Origin of the sequence: Prolixibacter bellariivorans ATCC BAA-1284 (genome assembly GCF_000621705.1) — a bacterium.
Taxonomy (GTDB): Bacteria; Bacteroidota; Bacteroidia; order Bacteroidales; family Prolixibacteraceae; genus Prolixibacter; species Prolixibacter bellariivorans.
The window spans coordinates 12,790-34,797 of the sequence record NZ_JHXO01000010.1 but is presented as its reverse complement, the minus strand read 5'-3'; the positions used below and the strand labels follow the sequence as shown (position 1 = coordinate 34,797).

General features: G+C 45.8%; 19 protein-coding genes. 8 read left to right on the top strand and 11 right to left on the bottom strand.

What is annotated here, in order from left to right; genetic code table 11:
* Positions 1 to 2: 2 nt before the first annotated feature.
* The 7 genes from feoB (at position 3) to T426_RS0113470 (ending at position 8,468) form a co-directional block, all read left to right on the top strand.
* Positions 3 to 2,489, top strand: coding sequence for a ferrous iron transport protein B (gene feoB / locus T426_RS0113505; protein ID WP_027585840.1), 2,487 nt, complete (start codon positions 3 to 5; stop codon positions 2,487 to 2,489).
* Positions 2,490 to 2,508: 19 nt separating this feature from the next.
* Entirely contained in the window at positions 2,509 to 2,712 is a 204-nt protein-coding gene (locus T426_RS0113500; RefSeq protein WP_027585839.1) for a FeoB-associated Cys-rich membrane protein, read from the top strand.
* Between the two features lie 847 nt (positions 2,713 to 3,559).
* Positions 3,560 to 5,941, top strand: coding sequence for a TonB-dependent receptor (locus tag T426_RS0113490; RefSeq protein WP_027585838.1), 2,382 nt, complete (start codon positions 3,560 to 3,562; stop codon positions 5,939 to 5,941).
* 282 nt (positions 5,942 to 6,223) lie between these two features.
* Complete coding sequence (locus T426_RS0113485; protein WP_025863166.1) at positions 6,224 to 6,763, top strand: DUF4252 domain-containing protein; 540 nt, start codon at positions 6,224 to 6,226, stop codon at positions 6,761 to 6,763.
* 72 nt (positions 6,764 to 6,835) lie between these two features.
* Positions 6,836 to 7,381: an RNA polymerase sigma factor gene (locus T426_RS0113480; protein WP_025863167.1), complete on the top strand. Its 546-nt coding sequence runs from the start codon at positions 6,836 to 6,838 to the stop codon at positions 7,379 to 7,381.
* Complete coding sequence (locus tag T426_RS0113475) at positions 7,338 to 7,898, top strand: hypothetical protein (protein WP_025863168.1); 561 nt, start codon at positions 7,338 to 7,340, stop codon at positions 7,896 to 7,898. The genes T426_RS0113480 and T426_RS0113475 overlap by 44 nt, the downstream gene beginning before the upstream one ends.
* Before the next feature lie 3 nt (positions 7,899 to 7,901).
* On the top strand, positions 7,902 to 8,468 hold the full coding sequence (locus T426_RS0113470; protein WP_025863169.1) for a DUF4252 domain-containing protein: 567 nt from the start codon (positions 7,902 to 7,904) through the stop codon (positions 8,466 to 8,468).
* A gap of 124 nt (positions 8,469 to 8,592) precedes the next feature.
* On the opposite strand, the gene T426_RS23730 is transcribed toward T426_RS0113470, so the two are convergent.
* The 11 genes from T426_RS23730 to T426_RS26015 form a co-directional block, all read right to left on the bottom strand.
* Positions 8,593 to 10,335 carry a DEAD/DEAH box helicase gene (locus T426_RS23730; protein WP_051568996.1) on the bottom strand — a complete coding sequence of 581 codons (1,743 nt, stop codon included), beginning with the start codon at positions 10,333 to 10,335 and terminating at the stop codon, positions 8,593 to 8,595.
* Positions 10,336 to 10,608: 273 nt separating this feature from the next.
* The gene (locus T426_RS0113460; RefSeq protein ID WP_025863170.1) at positions 10,609 to 11,442 is read right to left on the bottom strand and encodes an aldo/keto reductase; all 834 of its coding nucleotides are present in this window, start codon (positions 11,440 to 11,442) and stop codon (positions 10,609 to 10,611) included.
* Positions 11,443 to 11,587: 145 nt separating this feature from the next.
* Complete coding sequence (locus tag T426_RS0113455) at positions 11,588 to 12,250, bottom strand: hypothetical protein (protein ID WP_027585837.1); 663 nt, start codon at positions 12,248 to 12,250, stop codon at positions 11,588 to 11,590.
* Positions 12,247 to 12,861 carry an NUMOD4 domain-containing protein gene (locus T426_RS23725; protein ID WP_025863172.1) on the bottom strand — a complete coding sequence of 205 codons (615 nt, stop codon included), beginning with the start codon at positions 12,859 to 12,861 and terminating at the stop codon, positions 12,247 to 12,249. The genes T426_RS0113455 and T426_RS23725 overlap by 4 nt, the downstream gene beginning before the upstream one ends.
* Before the next feature lie 9 nt (positions 12,862 to 12,870).
* Positions 12,871 to 14,178, bottom strand: coding sequence for a ribosome biogenesis GTPase Der (gene der, locus T426_RS0113445; RefSeq protein WP_025863173.1), 1,308 nt, complete (start codon positions 14,176 to 14,178; stop codon positions 12,871 to 12,873).
* Between the two features lie 17 nt (positions 14,179 to 14,195).
* Positions 14,196 to 15,080 carry a GTPase Era gene (era, locus tag T426_RS0113440; protein ID WP_027585836.1) on the bottom strand — a complete coding sequence of 295 codons (885 nt, stop codon included), beginning with the start codon at positions 15,078 to 15,080 and terminating at the stop codon, positions 14,196 to 14,198.
* 109 nt (positions 15,081 to 15,189) lie between these two features.
* Positions 15,190 to 17,637, bottom strand: a complete 2,448-nt coding sequence (locus T426_RS0113435) for a DUF5686 and carboxypeptidase-like regulatory domain-containing protein (RefSeq protein WP_025863174.1) — start codon at positions 17,635 to 17,637, stop codon at positions 15,190 to 15,192.
* A complete protein-coding gene (locus T426_RS0113430) occupies positions 17,612 to 18,292 on the bottom strand; it encodes a hypothetical protein (protein ID WP_025863175.1) in 681 nt (226 codons plus the stop codon). The genes T426_RS0113435 and T426_RS0113430 overlap by 26 nt, the downstream gene beginning before the upstream one ends.
* Complete coding sequence (locus T426_RS0113425) at positions 18,292 to 18,780, bottom strand: RNA polymerase sigma factor (protein ID WP_025863176.1); 489 nt, start codon at positions 18,778 to 18,780, stop codon at positions 18,292 to 18,294. Before T426_RS0113425 ends, T426_RS0113430 begins: the two co-directional genes overlap by 1 nt.
* 70 nt (positions 18,781 to 18,850) lie before the next feature.
* Positions 18,851 to 19,672, bottom strand: coding sequence for a pseudouridine synthase (locus T426_RS26020; RefSeq protein ID WP_025863177.1), 822 nt, complete (start codon positions 19,670 to 19,672; stop codon positions 18,851 to 18,853).
* Positions 19,669 to 20,022: a hypothetical protein gene (locus T426_RS26015; RefSeq protein WP_199898451.1), complete on the bottom strand. Its 354-nt coding sequence runs from the start codon at positions 20,020 to 20,022 to the stop codon at positions 19,669 to 19,671. The genes T426_RS26020 and T426_RS26015 overlap by 4 nt, the downstream gene beginning before the upstream one ends.
* 478 nt (positions 20,023 to 20,500) lie before the next feature.
* On the opposite strand from T426_RS26015, the gene glmM reads away from it, so the two are divergent.
* Positions 20,501 to 21,892 carry a phosphoglucosamine mutase gene (glmM, locus tag T426_RS0113410; protein WP_027585834.1) on the top strand — a complete coding sequence of 464 codons (1,392 nt, stop codon included), beginning with the start codon at positions 20,501 to 20,503 and terminating at the stop codon, positions 21,890 to 21,892.
* Positions 21,893 to 22,008 lie beyond the last annotated feature (116 nt).

Sequence of the window (22,008 nt, the reverse complement as noted above, 5' to 3'; positions counted from 1 at the left end):
ATATGGAGACGACAGAACTGACGGTTGACCGGTTAGCGAATTTGAGCACTGGTGAATCGGGCGTTATCACGAAAGTGTTGGGACACGGAGCCTTCCGGAAACGGATTACCGAAATGGGATTCGTGAAGGGAAAAAAGGTGCGTGTCATCAAGAATGCGCCGTTACAGGACCCGGTCGAATACGAAATCATGGGCTACAATGTGTCGTTGCGCCGCAGCGAGGCCAACCTGATTGATGTGTTGTCTGGCGCCGAAGCCGACAGTCAGAAGCTGAACGGCTTCAACGGCATTATTTCCGACAACGTCCTGAAAAAAACAGCCCACGAAAAAAGTAAGACCATCAATATGGCGCTGGTGGGCAACCCCAACTGCGGAAAGACCTCGTTCTTTAACCAGGCTTCCGGCTCGCACGAACGGGTAGGAAACTACGGCGGTGTGACCATCGATGCGAAGATGGCCCGCATGCGGCAGGATGGTTACCTGATTAACATTACCGACCTTCCGGGAACCTATTCCATTACGGAATATACCCCCGAAGAATTATATGTCCGCTCCCACATCATGGAGCGCATGCCCGACGTGGTTGTCAACGTGGTGGATGCTTCGAACCTGGAGCGGAACCTCTTCCTCACCACGCAGCTCATCGATATGAACATCAAGGTGGTGATTGCCCTGAATATGTACGATGAATTGGAGAAGAAAGGCGCCCGTTTAAAATTCCGCGAGTTGGGCGAAATGCTCGGCATTCCTATTATTCCTACCGTTGCCGTGAAAGGGCAGGGCATTAAAAACCTGATGCGAAAAGTGATTGATGTGTACGAAGACCGTGACCCGGTTGTGCGTTACGTGAACATCAATTACGGACACGATATTGAAAAATCCATCGATATTCTCCGGAAGGAGCTGGACAAGGACGAACATTTAATCGATAAATATTCGTCGCGTTACCTGGCAGTGAAGTTGCTGGAAAACGACCGGACAACCCGCTCGATGCTGAAGAAGCGCGATAATTTTGCTCGCATCAACGAGCTGACCGACCGCGAGATTGCCAAGCTGGAAAAGGCTTTTGGCGAATCGTCGGAAACGGTGATTACTGATGCCAAATACGGTTTTGTGGCGGGGGCGCTGAGTGAGACCTACATCGAGAGCCGCGAGAAGAGGCGGCAGCGCAGCAAAGAGATTGATTCATTTATTACGAATCGGATACTGGGCTTTCCCATTTTCATCTTTGTCATGTGGCTGATGTTTCAGGCTACGTTCACACTGGGCAATTACCCCATGGAATGGATTAACACGGGCGTAGGCTACATCGGTGACTTTGTGGGAAGCCACATGGCGGCCGGCCCGCTGAAGGATTTGTTGGTCGACGGTGTGATAGGCGGCGTGGGCGGTGTAATTGTCTTCCTGCCCAATATCCTGATCCTGTTCTTCTTTATCTCCTTTATGGAAGACACCGGTTACATGGCGCGTGTTTCATTCATCATGGACCGGCTGATGCACAAAATCGGGTTGCACGGGAAATCATTCATTCCGCTTATCATGGGTTTCGGCTGTAACGTGCCCGCCGTGATGGCGACCCGGACACTGGAGAACCGGAAGGACCGCATCCTGACGATGATGATTACGCCGTTCATGTCATGCAGTGCACGGCTGCCGGTATATGTATTGATCATTTCTGCCTTCTTCCCGAAAAACCAGGGACTGGTTCTCTTTTCCATTTACATGATTGGCATCATCATGGCCATTGTGGTGGCGCTGGTGCTGAAGAATACGGTCTTCCGCAAAGCCGCAGTTCCGTTTGTGATGGAATTGCCGCCTTACCGGATGCCAACCTTGCGGAACACTTCTATTCACATGTGGCACAAAGGTGTTCAGTACCTGAAGAAAATGGGTGGAGTGATTCTGGTCGCTTCGATTTTGATATGGGCTTTAAGTTACTTCCCCCGAAAGGTAAATTACACGCAGAATTATGATGCAAGTATTGCCCAGGTGGAAAACAATGCATCGCTGAACGAAACGCAAAAGCAACATCAGATTTCGCAGCTGGAGATGGACAAAGCTTCCGAACATCAGGAGAATTCGTACATCGGTCGGATGGGACATGCCCTGGCACCTGTATTGAAACCACTGGGTTTTGACTGGAAAATAGGAGTGAGTATTCTCACCGGACTGGCCGCCAAGGAAATTGTGGTGAGCACGATGGGAATTCTTTACCATGCAAAGGGTGACGGCGATTCGGGCACGCTGGTGCAGAAGCTGCAGCAACAGAGACATTCTTCCGGAAAACTAAAAGGAGAGAGGGTGTTTACACCGTTGGTTGCCTTTGGTTTTATGCTGTTTATTTTGATCTATTTCCCGTGCGTAGCGGTGATTGCTGCCATCAAGAAAGAGTCGAACTGGAAGTGGGCTGTCTTTAGTATGGTGTATACCACGGGGATTGCCTGGGTGGTGGCCTTTGCCACGTACCAGATTGGAAGTTTGTTTGTTTAACCCGAAAAAATCACACGTGATGGTACAAAATATATTGGTCTATATCATTGTCTTTTCAGCGTTTGCCTATATGGTATACAGCATTGTCAAAAGTTTGCGCTCGAAAGGTGCGTCAGGAGGATGTGCCGGATGCAGTGGTTGCGATTTAAAAAATATGGCCGGTGCCAAAGCCTGTCATAGTCCGGTTAAACAGGTGAGTAAAAGTCATTCCTGTTGTTCCTGAAAAGAAAACACAGCGATTCGTATTCATATACCTGCCTAACCAATCTGCTCTGTTGAATAGTCGGTCTAATGAAAAGAGCAGACCTCAATCGCCTCTCCGGAAACGGAGGGGCTTTTGACAGCTATAATAACTTGAATTTGTCTATATTCGTTAAATGAACCTGTCTTTTAAAAATAGGGGTAAACAAATTGTCGCGCTCCTTGGCGCTATGGTCGTCCTTTTGTTGGTGACTAACGATGCTTTGTTTATGCATGTGCACCAGTTACCGAACGGACAGGTTCTGGTACATGCTCATCCATACAACAAGCACAGTGATTCCAAGCCAATAAAACATCATCATCATACGACCGAAGGTTGTATGCATGTTCACAGCGTTCATATTCTTTTTATTTCTTCATTTTTCGTTTTAACGGTATTCACTCACTCAAAGCTGTTAAAGCGTTCTATTCTTTGTCATTCTTCTTATTATCAGACATTGCTCTCACAAAATTCAGAGAGAGCCCCACCCATTAGATATTCAAGTATATAATACGCAATTTGAGCATTAGCAGCTGTATCAGCTCTCTCTGCTGATACCCTGATTTACTCTTTGCAGGATGAGCACATGGATTTTCATTAGTTGTTTGTCTTGTCGGGAATGGATCTGCCATCTCCGGAGTAACTAATTATGTGTAATTGCCTGGTTTATAAGGTGATGAAAAAAATAACGAAAGAGAAATCAGGGATACTGGTGGCATGACAGATAAATGCGCGTATTATTTTTCTCATGTAAAATTAGAGCAGCTACAAATCTAAGAGTAATGCTGCAATAAAGGAGTTATACATCAACCATTAAATATTCTCAAACGTGAAACAATTCATTCTATATATTCTGTATTCGTTCATATTATTTGTTCCTGGCGTTAAAGCTCAACGTTTAAATACCGATGCCAATATTGTAGGTCATGTCAAGTCGGTTGATGAGCATCTGCCATTTGTTTCCATCGTAGTTGAGGGAACCACTATGGGTACAGTGACCGATGAAACCGGTCATTACCGTTTGCTTAATCTTCAGGAAGGTACATGGACAATAAAAGCTCAGACATTGGGATATAAACCAATAACGAAGAAGATTTTTATAAAAAAGGGAGAAACGGAAGAGGTCAATTTTCAGCTTTCTCCTGATGTATTAAACATTAATGAGGTTGTAGTAACGGGGGATAGAAACGCGAAAGACCGGAAAGAGTCATCGGTCATTGTTAATACAATTACTCCCAAACTGCTGACCACGATGAATGCGATTACACTTAGCGAAGGATTGAATTTTAGCCCGGGAGTTCGCATGGAGAATGATTGCCAGAATTGTGGGTTCAGCCAGGTACGGATTAATGGTATGGAAGGTCCTTATTCCCAGATACTGATCAACGGTCGGCCCATTTTTAGCGGATTGGCTGGCGTATATGGGCTGGAACTGATTCCATCGAACATGATCGAACGGATAGAGGTGGTTCGCGGTGGTGGTTCTGCTTTGTACGGAAGTAATGCGATTGCAGGGACCATTAACCTGATTCTTCAGGAACCTATCCGGAACTCATATGAGTTTGGAGTGAATGGGGGTGTCAATGGTGTCGGAATTAAAGATGCAGGTGATCCGGCACAGGACTACAGTGTAAATGCCAACGCATCGGTGGTTTCAAGCGATAATAAAACAGGAATGTCTGTCTATGGTTTTTTCCGTGACAAGGCTCCGTTTGATGCGAATGGTGACGGCTTTTCGGAGCTTCCTAAAATGAATAATACAACTTTCGGAACCCGGCTTTTTCATCGATTTGGGTTTCGTAACAAACTAACGGCCGATTTTTTTAATATTAAGGAGAACCGTCGTGGCGGGGACAAGTTTGATTATCCGGAGCATGAATCGGATATTGCCGAAGCAGTGAATCATGATATGATTACGGGTGCGCTTACGTATGAGCAGTTTTTCCGGGAAACCGATTTGTGGTCTGTTTATGTTTCGGGTCAACTGATCAATCGTGATTCCTATTACGGAGCAGAACAATCATTACAAGATTATGGGAAAACCAAAGGAGTTACAGGTGTCGCAGGCACACAGTACAATGCCCGTTTCGACGGTACCAATTTAATCGTGGGACTGGAAAATCGGAGAGAAACATTGAATGATAAAAAACTGGGTTATCCCGACTGGGAGAATGCGATTATTGTTAATAATAGGATTGTGGAAATTCCGCATACCAGCAATACCCTGGTAGCCGATCAAACCAGCAATACCTTTGGGATATTCGGACAATATGATGTTACCTGGAATAAAACGAATGTGTCGGTTGGAGGTCGTCTTGACCATTATAAGGTCACTGATGAAACTACTTCGGGCGAAGAAAAAGAGGGAAATGTTTTCAGTCCCCGTGTAACGTTGAAATATGACATTCAGGATTATTTACAGGTGCGAATAAGTTACTCAAAGGGGTATCGTGCTCCTCAAATTTTTGACGAAGATTTGCACATCGAGACGTCTGGTTCTCGCCAAGTGATTCACCAAAATGATCCGGACTTGAAACAGGAAACGAGCCACAGTACCATGGCATCGCTTGATTTTAACAAACAATTGGGCAAGGTGTCTTTGGGATTCCTAGCTGAAGGATTTTACACCCAGCTGAACGATGCCTTTGTGAACGAATACGGGGCACCCGATGGAAACGGCGTGGTGGTGTATACCCGGACGAATGCAAAAGGAGGAGCGACTGTTCAGGGAGTTAACCTGGAGCTGAATTTTGTTCCCGGGAAAAGTTTCTCGATGAAGTCAGGATTAACCTTTCAACGCAGTCGGTATAGTGAGGTGCAGGAGTTTAACGAGAAGCGGTTCTTCCGTACTCCCAATAGCTATGGATACCTGACATTGGATTGGAAGCCGATAGCTAATTTGGGAATCTCTTCCTCGTCAAACTATACAGGAAAGATGCTAATTCCCTATTTTGGTAATACCCTGGCAAACCCGGAAGAAGGGGAATTGCGCGAATCGGATCCGTTTTTTGATTTTGGGATGAAGGTTCGATATAACATCAAACTCAACGGGGCGATCTTGCAACTTTATGGAGGAGTAAAAAATATCTTTAATTCCTATCAAGAAGATTTTGACCGGGGAGTTGATCGTGATCCGGGATATATTTATGGGCCGGGACTACCTCGTTCCATTTATATAGGAATAAAAATCGGCAATCTGCTGAATATGTAAACTCGCTAGGGCACCTCAATCGTTCGATGTGATTGGTCTTGACGCAGAAAATATTAATGATCAACATTGTGCTAATTTTACTGCCGGATTAACATTCAGCAAGATTTCTCAACGGCCTCTCCGGAAACGGAGGGGCTTTTTGTTTTTATTTATTTCAAAAAAAAGCATCAGCGCGTGTAACATATTTTCCCGAACCGGGTCTTCTTGATAAAACACCTACATTAAGGTGGCAAAATATGAGAATGTTGAATCGTTGTCAATGAAACCTAAAATACCAGTCAAATGAAAAAGCTTGTTATCCTTCTGTTTCTTTTGTTGCCATTCGCATCGATGGCGCAAAGCAACCCCACCGATTACCTGTTCGATAAATATGCTGGTCGCGAAGGGGTGGAAAGTGTGAATGTTCCGCATCTGCTCATCTGGTTTGCCCGGTGGTTTGTAGATGACGAGGATCAGGATGCCAAAGAGATTCTCAGTCAGGTTAATTCAGTACGTGTGATAAGCATCGAAGATAAGGAGCTGAATAACCGGGTTGATTTTTACACCGACCTTCGGGCCAGTGGCGCTCTTGATAAGCTGAAGAAGAATTACGATTTGCTTTTGGAAACGAATGACCATGGTGATCGCGTGCACATTTTTGCCCTAATGGATAAAATGGATTACATCCGCGAGTTGATCATTATTGTGGGAGGTCAGGAAAATACGCTGGTATCCATCACCGGCCGGATGGATTTGAAAAAGATAGCCGAGCTCGATCGTTCGCTCCACATGGATGGAATGCAGCAGCTGAGCAGGATTGACAGCGTAAAGGTGAAAAAGTAAACCGGTTGGTGTAACGAATTCCCGATAGGGGAGTCATGATACTGACAGAACCAAACGAATCGTTCGCAAGCAATGGATTCCAAAACATTTAAAACAGAGGTTGTCCCGATGTCCGGTAAGTTGCTCCGGTTCGCCGTCCGGTTTCTCCGCGACGATGAGCAGGCGAGAGATGTGGTGCAGGAGGTATTCATGAAATTGTGGAGCCGTCGGAAGGACCTGGCAGGAGTCGATAACATGGAAGCTTACGCGATGCGGATGACAAGGAATTTGTGCGTTGACGAGATACAGAAGCATCGGACGATTCCGATGGAACAGTTAAAGGCCCGGAACGAATGGATATCGAATATGAAGCAGGCCGACGAGTTGGCTGAGCAAAAAGATACTGCCCGGTTGGCAAAAGAAATCATCGACATGCTGCCGGAACAGCAGCGAGCCGTGATTCACCTGCGGGATATCGAACACTATGAACTGAATGAAATTGCCCGGGTACTGGATATGCAGAACAGTGCAGTTCGGGCAAATCTGTCGAGGGCACGAAAAAAAGTGCGTGATGAAATGATTAAACGAATGAACTATGGAAACCCGAAGAGTAGAAATATTACTGGAAAAGTTCTTTGAAGGGCAAAGCACCTTAGAGGAAGAGCAGCAGCTTCGGGACTTTTTCCGGGAAAACCGGGATTTGCCGGAAGCGTTGGAAATCAACCGTCCGTTTTTCGAAGGACTGGATGAACCGGTGGATACGATGGAGGAGATGGCATTTGCCGAAAGAATTACCGGAGCGATAGAAACGCGCGAACGGATTATTCAGCGGAAGCGTTTTACACACCAGGTTACCTGGATGGCCGGTATTGCTGCAGCGATAATTGTGGTGCTGTTTACACTGAATATCTGGAATAACCAGCAAATGCAGAAAAATCAACTGGCCATGAACGCGCCGGAAAATCCAAAGCAAGCCTACGAAATGAGCATGGATGCGCTGAAGTATGTATCGGTGAATTACAACAAGGGAATTAAGCAGCTGGACAAGATTCCAAATATGGAAAAAGATACGAAACCACTTTACCAGGCACTGGAATTCTATGGTAAAGGGTATGCGCAAATGAATGTAATTGTCAATTTGAAGTTAAAACAATAAGCCATGAAGAAGTTAATTATTATCCTGTTGATGTTGTTGCCGTTTCAGATGATGGCACAGGATGCAGTAACTAAATTATTTGATAAATATTCAGGTAAGGATGGATTTACTACCGTGAATATTTCAGGAAAACTATTGGGAATGGCCTCGCAGTTTGAGCAGGACGACAAGGAAGCCCAGAACATGCTGTCGAGCCTTTCGGGAATTCGCATCCTTTCGGTGGACGATGAAGCCCTGAACAAATCCCTCAACTTCTATGATGAACTGAACAAGGATCATTTCTTCGACAAAATCAAAGGCGAATATGAGCTGTTGATGGATGTGAAGGAAAAAGGTCAAGTCGTTAGGTTCTACATCAAAGAGAACAAGGAGAAACGTGTATCGCACCTGTTGATGGTGGTTGGCGGCGACGATAATGCAATCATCAGTATTACGGGTAATCTCGATATGAATGAGATTGCCAAAATCGGTCAGGGCGTTCACATCGATGGGCTGGAGCACCTGAATGATATTGAAAAGGGAGAGAAGCCAGAAAAACCAGCAAAGCCCGAAAAGCCTGCAAAGAATTAAGCCTTGATAAAATCATCAAACAGTAAGGAAAAGCCCTGCCGGAAATGGCAGGGCTTTTTTTAAGGCAAAAAGAAACCCGGAAGTTATTTCCGGGCTTTGTATTATCTAATATCTATGAACTGACTTAGCGTCGTTTTCTTCTGTCGTTGTTCCTGCGGAAATCGCCACCGCCACCGCCACCACCACGTCTCTTGCCGTTGCTGTTGCTATTGAAGCGCGGCTTTTGTTGCGGCGGACGTTCGTTTGATTCGGTAGCCACAATTGGAATACCATCGAACATCAGTTTTTTCACCTGTTGAACGAATGAACCTGCCTGTGAACTATCGATTTCTACAAACGAGAAATTGCGCAGAAGGTCAATGCGACCTACCTCCAGGTTGCGTTTTCCCGTGGCGCGCACAGCAATGGAAATTAATTCTTTGGGACTTAATCCTTTTTTGCTGCCGATATTAATATGGAAGCGAGTCATCGGGATACCCTTTTCGTTGTGACTCTCCCGTTTGCTGTTCCGCTGTCTTCCGTCTCTGCCTGCCGGAGCTTCTACCGTATTCAGATCTTCCGTTTCACGGTAGTATTTCAACAACTGGTTAAACTCCATAGCCACGAAATGCTTGATAAGCTCTTCGCGGGTTAAGCCTTCCAGTTTTTCGTGAATGGCCGGTATGTAACTTTCAATCTGAGAATCATCAACCTCTGTTTCACCGAGGCGATCGATGTAATGAAGCAACTGCCGTTCGCAAATAGCTTCACCAGCCGGAACAGGCATCTTTTCAAATTTCTTACCGATGCTCTTTTCAATCATTCGGATTTTCCCTTGCTCCTTCATGTGAATGATGGAGATGGAAGTTCCGGAACGTCCGGCGCGACCGGTACGGCCACTTCGGTGGGTATAGTTCTCCGTGTCGTCGGGCAGGTTAAAGTTGATAACGTGGGTCAGATGGTTCACATCCAGCCCGCGGGCAGCCACGTCGGTAGCTACCAGCATCTGTACCCCACGGGTGCGGAATTTATCCATCACAAAATCGCGCTGCGCCTGCGACAAGTCGCCATGCAAAGCTTCGGCATTATAACCGTCCTGAATTAACTTGGAAGCCACATCTTTAGTTTCCATCCGGGTACGGCAAAAAACAATACCGTAAATGTCGGGATGAAAGTCCATAACCCTTTTGAGCGCCGCATAACGGTCGCGGGCATGCACCATGTGATAGATGTGACTTACATTATCGGCACCGGCGTTTTTCTTACCCACGGTAATTTCCACCGGCGAAGTCATGTATTTTTTGGAGATGGTAGCCACCTCTTTCGGCATAGTAGCCGAGAAGAGCAACGTGCGTTTGGTCTTCGGCGTTCCGGCCAAAATGGCATCCAAATCTTCCTGGAAGCCCATGTTCAGCATTTCGTCTGCTTCGTCAAGCACCAGGATGTCGATGCTGGAAAGGTCGGCTTTTCTCCGGCGAACCATGTCGTGCATACGTCCGGGAGTAGCTGTAATAATTTGCGGACCTTTTTTCAGTGCCCGAATTTGTGGCTCGATGGCCGCGCCACCATACACCGAAAGAATATCTACGTTAGAGAGATACTTGGCGTAAAGTTCCATTTCGCGGGCAATCTGTACGCACAACTCACGGGTTGGACTTAAAATCAGTACCTGCGGTACTTTTTTATTGGTATCAATGCTTTGCAGTATTGGCAATCCAAAAGCAGCCGTTTTACCGGTTCCTGTTTGTGCCAGACCGACCATGTCGCCGGGTGATTGCAAATATTGTGGAATAATTTTCTCCTGAATCGGAGAGGGTTCTTTAAATCCCAGTTCGTGGATCCCTTTGATAATCCTCGGATCCAGGCCCATTTCTTCAAATTGTATCATGTAAAAATTTTAATTGGGCCTTCCCGCTTTAATCGAACCGTTAAACCAAGTCTGCCACAAATCATTAACGCTTTTCCAACCTGTCGGGAAAAGTCGGGCAAATGTACAACGATTTTTCATCAAATAGGAATGAATTGCCGTTCATGTTAGGCAATAGGGCAAATCATAACAATTAAGAGAGATTGGAAGCATTGTTATGTTTTGGAAAATGATGATCAATCGTGACGAATTGAAAAAGGCCACCTGCCACAGTGGCCTTCCGATATTGATTGTCTAGAAATTAAAATTGTTTGGGTCAGGACCATTGCGTTCTCCTTTGTCCAGACTATCGAGTGTTTTCATTTCCTCATCACTCAGAGAGAAATCGAAAATGTTGGCATTGCTGATGATGCGTTCTCTGTGTACCGATTTGGGAATGGTGATGACACCTTTTTGCAAATCCCAACGCAAAATCACTTGAGCGGTACTTTTACCATACTTTTCAGCGATGGCTTTGATTTCGGGCAAGTCGAGCACTTTCCCCTGCATCAACGGGCTCCACGCTTCGTGGCGGACGTTATTTTTCAGGCAGAAATCCACCAGATCCTGTTGTACCAGTCGCGGGTGAAATTCGACCTGATTAACCATCGGCATAATCTCAGCATCCTGCACGAGATCTTTCAGGTGATGTTGCATGAAATTGGAAACGCCAATAGCGCGTACTTTCCCATCTTGATACAATTTTTCGAGGGCTCTCCAGGTATCCTTGTACTTTCCGCTTACCGGCCAGTGAACCAGGTACAAATCAAGGTAGTCGAAACCCAATTTATTCAGGCTGATCTCAAAGGCTTTTAGGGTTTGGTCATACCCCTGGTCGGAATTCCAGACCTTGGAAGTAACAAAGATTTCTTTCCGGCCGATGCCGCTTTCGCGAATAGCCTGGCCCACGCCTTTTTCGTTGCGGTAAAGCGCGGCAGTATCTACGTGGCGGTATCCTGCTTCTATCGCCCATTTGACAGCGTTCATCACTTCTTGACCTTCTTCCGACTGGAAAACACCCAATCCGAAATAGGGCATTTCTACCTGATTACTTAACGTAACAGTTCCTTGTAAATCTGTAATGTCCATATGATTTAGTCGTTTTATGTTCGACGTATTCAATAAAAACTAACAGGAAAAGTGTTGAAATGTTAACTAAGAAAGGTTAAAAATGAGGAAGGATTCGGGACCTTGTGAAATTTATAATTGACGATGGCGCATTTTGGGGCGTCAACTACTGATGCCGGATGATTTTCTTTAGTTGAGCCGGGTCATAATAATACGTCTCCTTGTATTCCCTGTATTTCTCCGACACATCCGGTGCTTCCAACACAAATTCAGACCAGTCATACAATTGCCAGCCCAGTCCACGTGAAATGGTCTCCCGGTCAGTCGCATTCTCAAGTTCTTCACGGTAGTGGTGCCCCAAGTAACGAATTCCTGTGGTTACAATACCGATGGCACTTTTATGTTTGTAATCGATGACATGTGCCAGCTCATGTCCGAATAGACCAACCAAGGCATGGAACGGCACCTCAGAAGGTAAGAGGCCATCTTCATGTTTAACCCTGGTATCGAGAAAAATACGGTATGCCCGTTTCCCTTTATGGTGAAACAGAAAGTCCATGCGCGGGCGGGTCGCCATGGTTGTTTTGATGTTCTTTTCCCTGAAAATGATGCGGGTGTTTTTCAGTTCGGGGTAGTAACTTAGCGCAATCCGGGCCGCTTTACGGTAGGTAAGCGGCAATTCGTCAACCGATTTAAATTTTCGGTGTTTCTTTTCCGAATGCACAATCCGGGAAGCTTTTCTGATCCCGAGCACGGATTTTTGCTCCTGTGCCGGCAACGTGACAGGAATCAATAACAGGAGAAATATAGCGGCGGAGAATTTTCTCACAGCGCCTCCGTTCCTTTTTTGTTCTCCTTATCGCGGTTCTCATCTTCCTTTACATGTCCCCAGTTCTCGCCCGATTTGATCCGGTATAGCTGCATCTCGCTGATGCCAAATTGTTTGGCAATCATCTTCATGCGGGTTTTTCGGTTTGGGTCGAAAATCTTCTTTTTGATCAAGAGAACCTGCGTTGAGGTGAGTTTGTGGCCTTTCTGTGTTTTGCGGGCTTTCTTCTTTTCACGTCCTTCCAGTACGGCCGGGTTAGCTTGCTGATGAGCAATCATTCCGGCTTTCGTGGCCCATTTCAGGTTGTCGACGTGGTTGTTCTGTTTGTTGTAATCGAGGTGGATGATGTGGGTTTTTCCTTCGCGGTTTTGTTCCAGAAAATATTCACCCACCAGTTTATGGATGTAAAACGTTTTGGGTTTCCCGAAAGGGCGAAGCGGAAGCGAAGGATAACCGCCAATCAGACCGCCTTTGAGCAGCTGACCGTCGGCTTTCAGTGAATCGGAAAAACTGGCTATCCTGCCGTAAGTGGATATGGCATAACGCATGCGAAGGGCACCCTCCTCCATGATTATCTCTTTCCATTTTTCGCCAGGATAGTTTTTGATCATAATAGGCTTTTATTTTTTCCGCATAAATATCTGAATGGGAACCCCGGTGAAATCGAAGTTTTCTCTGATTTTGTTTTCGAGGTAACGTTTGTATGGTTCGCGAACATATTGCGGCAGGTTACAGTAAAAAGCAAATGCCGGGGTATGCGTCGGAAGCTGAGTAACGTATTTAATGCGGATGTATTTTCCTTTGTATGCTGGTGGAGGATAGGCCTCTATGACCTTTTGCATCACCTCGTTTACTTTCGATGTAGGAATACGTTGCGTCCGGTTGGCGTACACATGCAGAGCCTCTTCCAGTGCTTTGAATATGCGTTGTTTGGTTACCGCCGATGTGAAAACAACCGGAATATCGGTGAAGGGTTCGAATCGTTCCAGAATTTTCCGGCGAAACTGTTCCATGGTGTGGTTGTCTTTTTCAACCAAATCCCACTTGTTCACTACCGCTACCACACCTTTACGGTTCCGTGCAATCAGGTTGAAGATGTTCACATCCTGGGCTTCGACGCCAAGGGTGGCATCGAGGAGCAGCAAACACACATCGGCATCTTCGATGGTACGAACGGAGCGCAGAACAGAATAGAATTCCAGGTCTTCCCTGACGTTTTTCTTTTTCCGCAATCCGGCCGTATCGATCAGAATAAAATCGTATCCGAATTTGTTGTAACGTTGCGAAACCGAATCGCGGGTCGTGCCGGCAATATCGGTTACAATGTGCCGATCTTCCCCGACAAGGGTATTAATAGTCGACGATTTCCCCACATTGGGCCTTCCTACAATGGCAATCTTGGGAATGGTTTCCTCTTCCTCCTCTTCAGTATCCTTTGGCAGAATGTTTACGACTGCGTCAAGCAGATCGCCGGTGCCTGAACCGTTAACAGACGAAACGGTATATACTTCATCCAATCCCAGTGAATAAAACTCAACAGCGTCCAGTGCACGCTGATGGTTATCCACCTTGTTTGCTACTACAACCACTTTCTTGCTCACACGGCGGAGCATTTGGGCCACTGACTGGTCCAAATCGGTGATGCCACTTTCCACATCCACTACAAACATAATCACATCAGCCTCTTCGATGGCCACATGCACCTGTTCGCGAATGCTTTCTTCAAAAATATCATCGGAGCCGGAAACATAACCTCCGGTATCGATGAGCGAAAACTCCACGCCATTCCACAGCACCTTGCCGTAGAGGCGGTCGCGTGTTACGCCCGATTCATCATCCACAATGGCCCTCCGTGATTCGGTTAATCGGTTAAACAGGGTCGATTTACCTACGTTGGGCCGTCCAACTATCGCTACTATATTGCTCATTTACCGGTCTTCTAAATTTATTGAAACTCGTATCCGAAGTTTCTCAGCATGTTTTCTTTATCGCGCCACTCTTTGGCGACTTTCACATAAAGCTGCAAAAATACTTTTTTCCCGAAGAATTCTTCCATGTCCTTGCGGGCTTCGGTTCCCACTTTTTTCAGGGCTTTTCCCTGGTGCCCGATGATGATTCCCTTCTGACTGTCACGGGCCACATAAATCACGGCATCAATACGAAGAAGTTTTTCTTCGTCCTTGAACGACTCTACTTCGATTTCTACCGAGTAAGGAACTTCTTTTTGATAGTTCAATAGGATTTTCTCACGAATAATCTCTTGCGTGAAAAAGCGTTCGTTCCGGTCGGTCAATTCATCTTTCGGGAAGAAGGGAGCACCTTCCGGCAGTAGTGCCAGGATTCGGTTGAACACTACATCGATGTTGAAATTTTCAGTCGCGGAAATTGGAAAGACTTCGGCGTTGGGCAGTAATTCGCGCCAGCGAGTCATCTTACTTTCCACCTCTTCCTGATTCGAGAGATCGATCTTATTTAATAAAACCAGGATCGGAATATCGTTTTGCCGAATCTTTTCAATGTATTCAATATTTTTTTCAAAATCTTCCACCACGTCAGTTACATAGAGGATGATATCGGCATCGACGAGAGCTGTCGACACAAACTTCATCATCGATTCCTGCAACTTGTAGTTCGGTTTCAGGATACCCGGCGTGTCGGAGTAAATAATCTGAAAATCCTCGCCGTTCACAATTCCTTTGATGCGATGACGGGTTGTCTGCATCTTGGATGTGATGATGGATAGTTTTTCGCCTACCATTGCGTTCATCAGGGTTGATTTTCCCACATTCGGATTTCCGATAATGTTGACAAATCCGGATTTATGTCCCATACGTTCGTTATTCTTAATATTTTGGTACAAAGATAATAATATCGCTTTATCCCGACATCGGTTATCCGAAGCCGGAGTTATATTCATGTTGTTTTAATCATGTTGCTGATTACTGTTTTTGAAAATTCAGAAACATCCCGATTTTAAAAGCCCAGTTATCCGACGCCGTCGGTAGCGCATAAGGTCCATATCGGTAATAAACACCAAGACCATAGCTTAGCAAACCGCTTGGTAATAAATTGTCCACTTCGAAGCCGGACTCGAAATAGCCTTTCCGGAAATCGCTCGGTGACAGTTGATACGCATTTTGGTATTTGTCGTCCAGTTTTCCGACACCCGCATGTTGAACGACAAGAATTTCAGGATGAAAGCTGGTGTTGCGGTGCATGAACATTTTTCCCAGGCTTTGCCTGATAAAAATGGATGCATACTGGTTTGCGGTGAATTCGTTCATGCGCATGGTGGCAAAGGAGTAGGGCGCCAACAGGGTAAAAGACGACGTGTAACTACCGTTGCCGTTGAACAGTTCCGGATACGGTACATCACCGGTTACATTTCCCGCTTTGACCATCACGCGTGTCGGGCCCGAAGGCGTTAGCATGAATTTCATCCGGCCTTTCATCTCCAGTTTGGTGAAGGAATACGGCCCGTCGAACCAGTGAACCCCTCTGTAAGCATTCACGAACCACTCGCTGGATGCCGGCTTAAAGGTATAGAGACCGTCGGGTGCTTTATAGGTTTTTTCGCCCGGAGCAAACCGTAGCTGAAGGCCAATACGGCTGAGCTTGTATTTCTGAATCGAATCAGCTCCGATGATGCTGAAGCGATTATCCGAAGCATCAGCCGTCAGTTGCAACTTCAATGTCTGTAACGGACGGAACAGGAATTTGGCCGAATACCGGCGGGTGGCATACATGTGCCGAATGAGCAGATCGCGGAAAAATTCCGGTTGCAACAGGTCTCTTTTCTCCAGAAAATCATTTCCCCCTATCTCCAGGTTTTCATCGTGGTAGCCCAATTGAAGTCGTAAATCGCGGTAGCCTGATGGAAATAGATTAAACCATTCGCCGTGTCGGATTTTCCTATCCTGAAAACCGTATGTAGCATATCCCCCAACGCTGAAGTATCGCGACAGTTTTGAGTTGGTTTCCAGTCCGAGTCCGGGTTTGAATCCTTCGTAATCGTTGTAGTTTACCAATCGTTTCCAGTCCCAGTCGATAGGTCCCAACGGAACTTGTCCGTCAATCAGCGACTTGAAGTTTTGCAGCTTTTCTTCCAGGTGGCTGGCTCGCCCCAAGCTATCAATAACACGATAGGTTTCAGCATCGAGCGGACTGGTATGACGTTCCCTGAATTGCTTTACATCTGTCGGAAGCGGTTGGTTGACCCCGGAATAAGTAACGGCATTTTTAGGGAAATCTTTCTTCGTGAATGCGGGGTTAATCTCCCGCTGCATCAGGTAGGTACGGCTTTTTCCCACCAGTAATAGTTTGTTCAGCGTGCTGTCTGACGATTTGGACCCGGGCAGTTCGCTCATGCGAAACTTTAGTTCGGTGTCCAGTTCGAGCGGGAACCAGTGTCCATCCGGTAAGCGGTTGTATTTTTGGAGGATGTTAATTTCGGGTGTGCCTTTCTGAATTTGCGCCGGCCTGGACAGGAAGGTTTCTACAGCATAACCGTTGCTGTTAATGTGCAATGTTCCCGTCATGCCGTTGAAATTCCTGTTTTTTCGTGGTTGAAAGGAAATCACGAAAAGCGAATCGCCTTCCGGTGAATAGAGTGTATCGCGAAGCAGGAACAGGTAATTACGAATGGCATTCCGGCTGAGTGGCGAAAGAAATTCCTGATCCAACAATTGGAATTGATTCCGGTAAACGGAAAATGATTGCAGTTGCGTAGCCAGCACCATGAACGAGGGATTTTGAATTCCGGACACGCGCGATTGTAAAATCTCTTCATGTTCCCGCTCGGGTTTCTCCACATTTTTTCGGCTAATGGTTTCCATCAGGAAAAGATGTTGTTTTTGTGACCGTTTCAACAACCGAATCGATGTTGTATCAGCCGCGAGAGATGTTTTATTGGTACTCTCGGCTGTAACCCAGAAACGGTGGTAAGCGGTATAGCGATATCCATTCAGCTCGTCTGGATCGTTCTTCTTCCGGTTACGGAGAACTTTCTCCATGATGGTCTCAGCCGGATTCTTTCCTGGAAAGATATTCACGGCTTCCAGTTGGATTTCGGCGGGCAATAGCCTGATGAGTAACGGTTTTTTCAGGAGATGTTGCTTGTCGAGGTATTGCGTCCGGTAGCCCATGTAACTCGCCCGCAGGTATTCCACTTTCGCCGATGGAATGGTGAAATAACCATCGATGTTGGTGACTGTTCCTTCCTGGTTGGCATTATACACAATGTTGACAAACGGAAGCGGTTCACCGGTTCTTTCGTCGAGCACCCGCCCGGAAATACTTTGGGCATGTGCCGGTAAGGCAAAGAACAATGCCCATCCGGTGATGAATAATCTGATAATTCTGTTAATCTTCGAGTTCGTTGAGCTCATGAAGGGTATCCTTCAGTTGTTGGTGATATTTCCCGTAAAGGTTCTTGAACCCCAGGTGAAAAATAAAGGCAAGAATAGCGACGAAAATACCGAGGATGAAAAGCATGATAAGGATAACCAGTGCGACAAGCAGAAACGAATCGCCTAAAGTATTACTCACTGAAGTATATCCATGATACATCCCGATGGAAAACGATAATCCGGCTTCGAAAATAAACAGAAAAAGCGCCAGGTAGAACTGCTTTTTGAAGGTACCCAGTACCATCAGCAATTTGTTGAGTGCTGTAGGTAAATGTTCGGCAGCCAAATGTGGTACGCGTAACCGGTAATATTTCCATGCAAATGAGATAAAGGTGAAGGCAATGAAAATACTGACAACCCACCCTGAGAATAACAGCCACACCGGTGGTTGCGGCACTTCTTCGAACAGACCGTTATTTAATATCGAGTTGGGTAGTAACTTATCGATGAACGTAAGCAGAATGAACAGAGCCAACAGACCAAACCCGATTTTTACATTTCGGTCGAGCCGGGAAATAATGCCTTTGCCACGGTTGGACAAAATCTCTCTGAGCTGGTCTTCTTCAAGCCTGTTTTCATCAGCCGAGCGATCGGCCACTTTTTCCCACGCTGTTTTCAGTTCGGATAGTTCCATCAGGCATCCACGTTTAAAATCGCTTTCAGTTTCTTTTTGATACGGTTCATTTTCACCCTGACGTAGTTTTGGGTAATCCCCGTAATTTCAGCTATCTCTTCGTATTTTTTATCCTCCAGATAAAGCAAAATGATCGATTTTTCCACCCCTGTCAATTGCTCAATCGCTTTATGGAGCAACTTCAAATTCTCTTCAAACTCGTAGTCGTACTCTTCCGCAGTCAGCTGAAAACTGACCAACTCAATCTGATTATTCAACGGATGCCGCGATGCCTTTTTAAAAGCCGTAATGGCCGTATTCAGGGCAACGCGATACATCCATGTAGAAAATTTTGATTCGTTTCGGAAGGATTCGTACGACTTCCATAGCTGAATCAGAATTTCCTGAAAAAGATCCTTTCGATCCTCGGGATTATCACAGTAGATGCCTGTGACCTTATGAATGATCCCTTGGTTCTCAGATATTTTTCGTAGAAATTCCCGATCCAATTTGCTAAAGTATAAGTCGTACCTGTGAAGTTTGAATTACACTAAGATAGACGAAAATTGAAAATCTTCCTTAAAATGAGCCCATTTTTAGGAAGCTCACTTCGTCTTCGGAAAGGAAACGCCATCTGCCACGAGGCAGATTTTTCTTTGTCAATCCGCAAAAATATACGCGGTCGAGCTTCTGTACCTTGTAGCCAAGGTGCGCGAAAATACGGCGTACCACGCGATTTTTGCCGGAATGGATTTCGATTCCCACCTGTTTTTTGTCTTCCGGCTCTACATAGCTAACCGAATCAGCTGCCACTAAACCGTCCTCCAGCGTAATTCCATCGACGATCTGCTGCAGGTCGTTCTTGCTGACATTTTTGTCGAGATGAACGTGATAAATCTTTTTACGGTTGTATTTCGGATGGGTGAGACGTTTGGTCATTTCACCATCGTTGGTAAAAAGCAACAGTCCCGTTGTGGTTCTATCGAGTCGTCCTACCGGATAAATCCTTTCGGGACAGGCATTACTGATTAACTCCATCACCGTGCGATCGGCGTGTGGATCTTCCACGGTAGTGACAAATCCCTTCGGTTTATTCAGTAATACATATACTTTACGCTCAGCAGAAATACGCTGACCATTAAAACGCACATCATCACCAGGTTTTACGCGAATACCCATTTCGTTTACAGGCTTTCCGTTGACAGTTACCACACCCGAAGCAATGAATGTATCAGCTTCTCTTCGTGAGCAAATGCCTGCATTGGCAATGAAGCGATTGAGGCGAATGGTTCCGTCATCCTCCCGCTTAACACTCTGTATGCGCTCGGTGCGACCGACGCGTTTGTTGCGCAGATTTTGCTCACCAAACCGACCACGGATGACTTTTCCATCCTTGTTCATGTAGCGGTCCGAATCGGGTCTTTCCTCAATTCTTCGTGGGTTACGTTCCTGGCGGCGGTCACCCCGATCTTCATTCCGTCCAGAAAAACGATCGTTTTTACGGTAGTTAGAATTATCTGATCGGTGGTTGTCACGCCCAAAGCGAGAGTCTTTTCTATCGGAGTATTCTCTCCTGTCGGTACCTTCGTTCCTGGAAAACCGATTGGGGCGTTCGCTTCTGTCGGGGCGCTCAGTTCTTGAAAAATGCTTTGGATTTCCTCTTCTTTCCGAACCTTCAGTTCGTGAATTCCGGCTGGGTCTTTCACTTCTTTCTGTGCTTCCCGGTCTTGAGTAACGACTGGGTCTTTCATTTCTTTCAGCATCTCTTGGGCCTGAGAATCGCCCAGAACTATTGCTGTTTGTTGAGCCTTTTGCTCCGGGAATCCGTTTGCGCTTTCCTACTCGCTCAGTGGTTTTATTCGTGCCCAAACGGCTGCTGCTTCTTCCTCCGACGGTCCGCTTTTGTGGGCGGTCCTGTCCTCTTCCTTTTTTCATCATTTCAATATATTCTGTAAACTAATTAAATCGCCGCAAAGTTCGTAAAAAAATGGATATCGCGTTATGATTTTATGTGATTTGATGCATTTAACATGAAAATAACAATGGGGCAAAACACGAAGTCTTTCAGTGAGTTAAGTTTTGTGTAATTGGGTTCAGTAGTGTTGGTGATGACAGGTAGTGTTTTATGGGTTGAAAAGAGGCCAGTCTGGGTTCACCGGTTTTTCCTTTGAAATGAAACCCTTTTTCGGCAATTTTGCTCATTCAATCCAAAACAAAACGATCCACTGTATGACACTGATAAAATCCATTTCAGGAATACGGGGCACCATTGGTGGAGTGCCCGGCGAGGGATTAAGTCCGCTCGATGTGGTAAAATTTACCGCAGCCTATTGCACCTGGGCGAAGAATAATCAAACCAGCGAAGGAAAACTGCGTATCGTTGTCGGTCGCGATGCCCGGATTTCGGGAAAAATGGTCAACGCTTTGGTATCCGGAACCTTAATGGGAATGGGAGCCGATGTGATTAATATTGGTTTGGCAACAACGCCAACCACTGAAATCGCGGTGACAACAGAGAATGCCGACGGTGGAATCATTTTGACTGCCAGCCATAACCCCAAACAGTGGAATGCGCTGAAATTACTGAATAATAAAGGCGAATTTCTTGACGATGCAGCTGGAAAAACGGTGCTGGCAATTGCTGAAAAAGGAGATTTTTATTTCGCCGAAGTGGATGATTTGGGAGTGGAAACGGTGAAAGATTACACGAACTACCATGTTCAGCATGTGCTTGGCCTCGACCTGGTAGATGTGGAAGCCATCCGCGCAGCGAAATTTAAAGTAGCGGTTGACGCGGTTAATTCTGTGGGAGGTGTGGCCGTTCCTGCCATGTTAAAAGCGCTCGGTGTATCAGAGGTAGTGGAGATCAACTGTGAACCGCACGGACATTTTGCGCATACACCCGAACCTATTCCGGAAAACCTGCAGGAAACTTCAGCGATTATTCGTGATAAAGGTGTGGATGTTGGATTTGTCGTCGATCCGGATGTTGATCGGCTGGCCATTATCAACGAAGATGGCACCATGTTCAATGAAGAATATACCTTGGTGGCGGTGGCCGATTATGTGTTGAGTCAGACACCGGGCAATACCGTTTCCAACTTATCTTCTTCCCGGGCACTGCGGGATATCACCGAAAAACATGGTGGAACCTATGCGCCCTCGGCAGTGGGAGAAGTGAACGTAACCACTCTGATGAAAGAGACCGGTGCAGTGATTGGTGGCGAGGGAAACGGTGGAGTTATCTATCCGGCCAGTCATTATGGACGCGATTCGTTGGTGGGAATTGGTTTGTTCCTGACTCATCTGGCTAAATCAGGCAAGAAGTGTTCGGAATTGCGGACGCAGTATCCCAATTATTTTATTTCGAAGAATAAAATTGAACTGACACCGGAAATCAATGTAGATGCTGTATTGATTGCCATGAAGGAAAAATATAAGCACGAGCAAGTAAACGATGTAGATGGTGTGAAGATTGATTTTGCTGAAGAATGGGTGCATTTAAGAAAATCGAATACCGAACCCATCATTCGTATATATTCCGAAAGTAAAAGCATGGAAAAAGCAGAAGCACTGGCAGAGAAAATAATTGGTGAAATCAAAGCAATAGTGGACAATTAATATTTTCATTTATAAGTCATATAGAGACAAGGTCGGTTTCCCTTAACGAAGGAATCGGCCTTCTCTTTTTATGGAAGTATTACCACAAGGGGACTCTTATTTCTAATGAATAAAGA

What these genes read in the sequence shown, in the direction of transcription:
- T426_RS0113485 (WP_025863166.1), top strand. Translation starts at nt 6,224, where the DNA reads ATGAAAAAGCTTGTTATCCTTCTGTTTCTTTTGTTGCCATTCGCATCG.
- T426_RS0113470 (WP_025863169.1), top strand. Translation starts at nt 7,902, where the DNA reads ATGAAGAAGTTAATTATTATCCTGTTGATGTTGTTGCCGTTTCAGATG.
- glmM (WP_027585834.1), top strand. Translation starts at nt 20,501, where the DNA reads ATGACACTGATAAAATCCATTTCAGGAATACGGGGCACCATTGGTGGA.
- T426_RS26020 (WP_025863177.1), bottom strand. Translation starts at nt 19,672, where the DNA reads ATGAACAAGGATGGAAAAGTCATCCGTGGTCGGTTTGGTGAGCAAAAT.
- T426_RS23730 (WP_051568996.1), bottom strand. Translation starts at nt 10,335, where the DNA reads ATGATACAATTTGAAGAAATGGGCCTGGATCCGAGGATTATCAAAGGG.
- T426_RS0113435 (WP_025863174.1), bottom strand. Translation starts at nt 17,637, where the DNA reads ATGAGCTCAACGAACTCGAAGATTAACAGAATTATCAGATTATTCATC.
- T426_RS0113475 (WP_025863168.1), top strand. Translation starts at nt 7,338, where the DNA reads ATGGAAACCCGAAGAGTAGAAATATTACTGGAAAAGTTCTTTGAAGGG.
- T426_RS26015 (WP_199898451.1), bottom strand. Translation starts at nt 20,022, where the DNA reads ATGAAAGACCCAGTCGTTACTCAAGACCGGGAAGCACAGAAAGAAGTG.
- der (WP_025863173.1), bottom strand. Translation starts at nt 14,178, where the DNA reads ATGAGCAATATAGTAGCGATAGTTGGACGGCCCAACGTAGGTAAATCG.
- T426_RS0113460 (WP_025863170.1), bottom strand. Translation starts at nt 11,442, where the DNA reads ATGGACATTACAGATTTACAAGGAACTGTTACGTTAAGTAATCAGGTA.
- T426_RS0113430 (WP_025863175.1), bottom strand. Translation starts at nt 18,292, where the DNA reads ATGGAACTATCCGAACTGAAAACAGCGTGGGAAAAAGTGGCCGATCGC.
- T426_RS0113480 (WP_025863167.1), top strand. Translation starts at nt 6,836, where the DNA reads ATGGATTCCAAAACATTTAAAACAGAGGTTGTCCCGATGTCCGGTAAG.
- T426_RS23725 (WP_025863172.1), bottom strand. Translation starts at nt 12,861, where the DNA reads ATGATCAAAAACTATCCTGGCGAAAAATGGAAAGAGATAATCATGGAG.
- feoB (WP_027585840.1), top strand. Translation starts at nt 3, where the DNA reads ATGGAGACGACAGAACTGACGGTTGACCGGTTAGCGAATTTGAGCACT.
- era (WP_027585836.1), bottom strand. Translation starts at nt 15,080, where the DNA reads ATGGGACATAAATCCGGATTTGTCAACATTATCGGAAATCCGAATGTG.
- T426_RS0113500 (WP_027585839.1), top strand. Translation starts at nt 2,509, where the DNA reads ATGGTACAAAATATATTGGTCTATATCATTGTCTTTTCAGCGTTTGCC.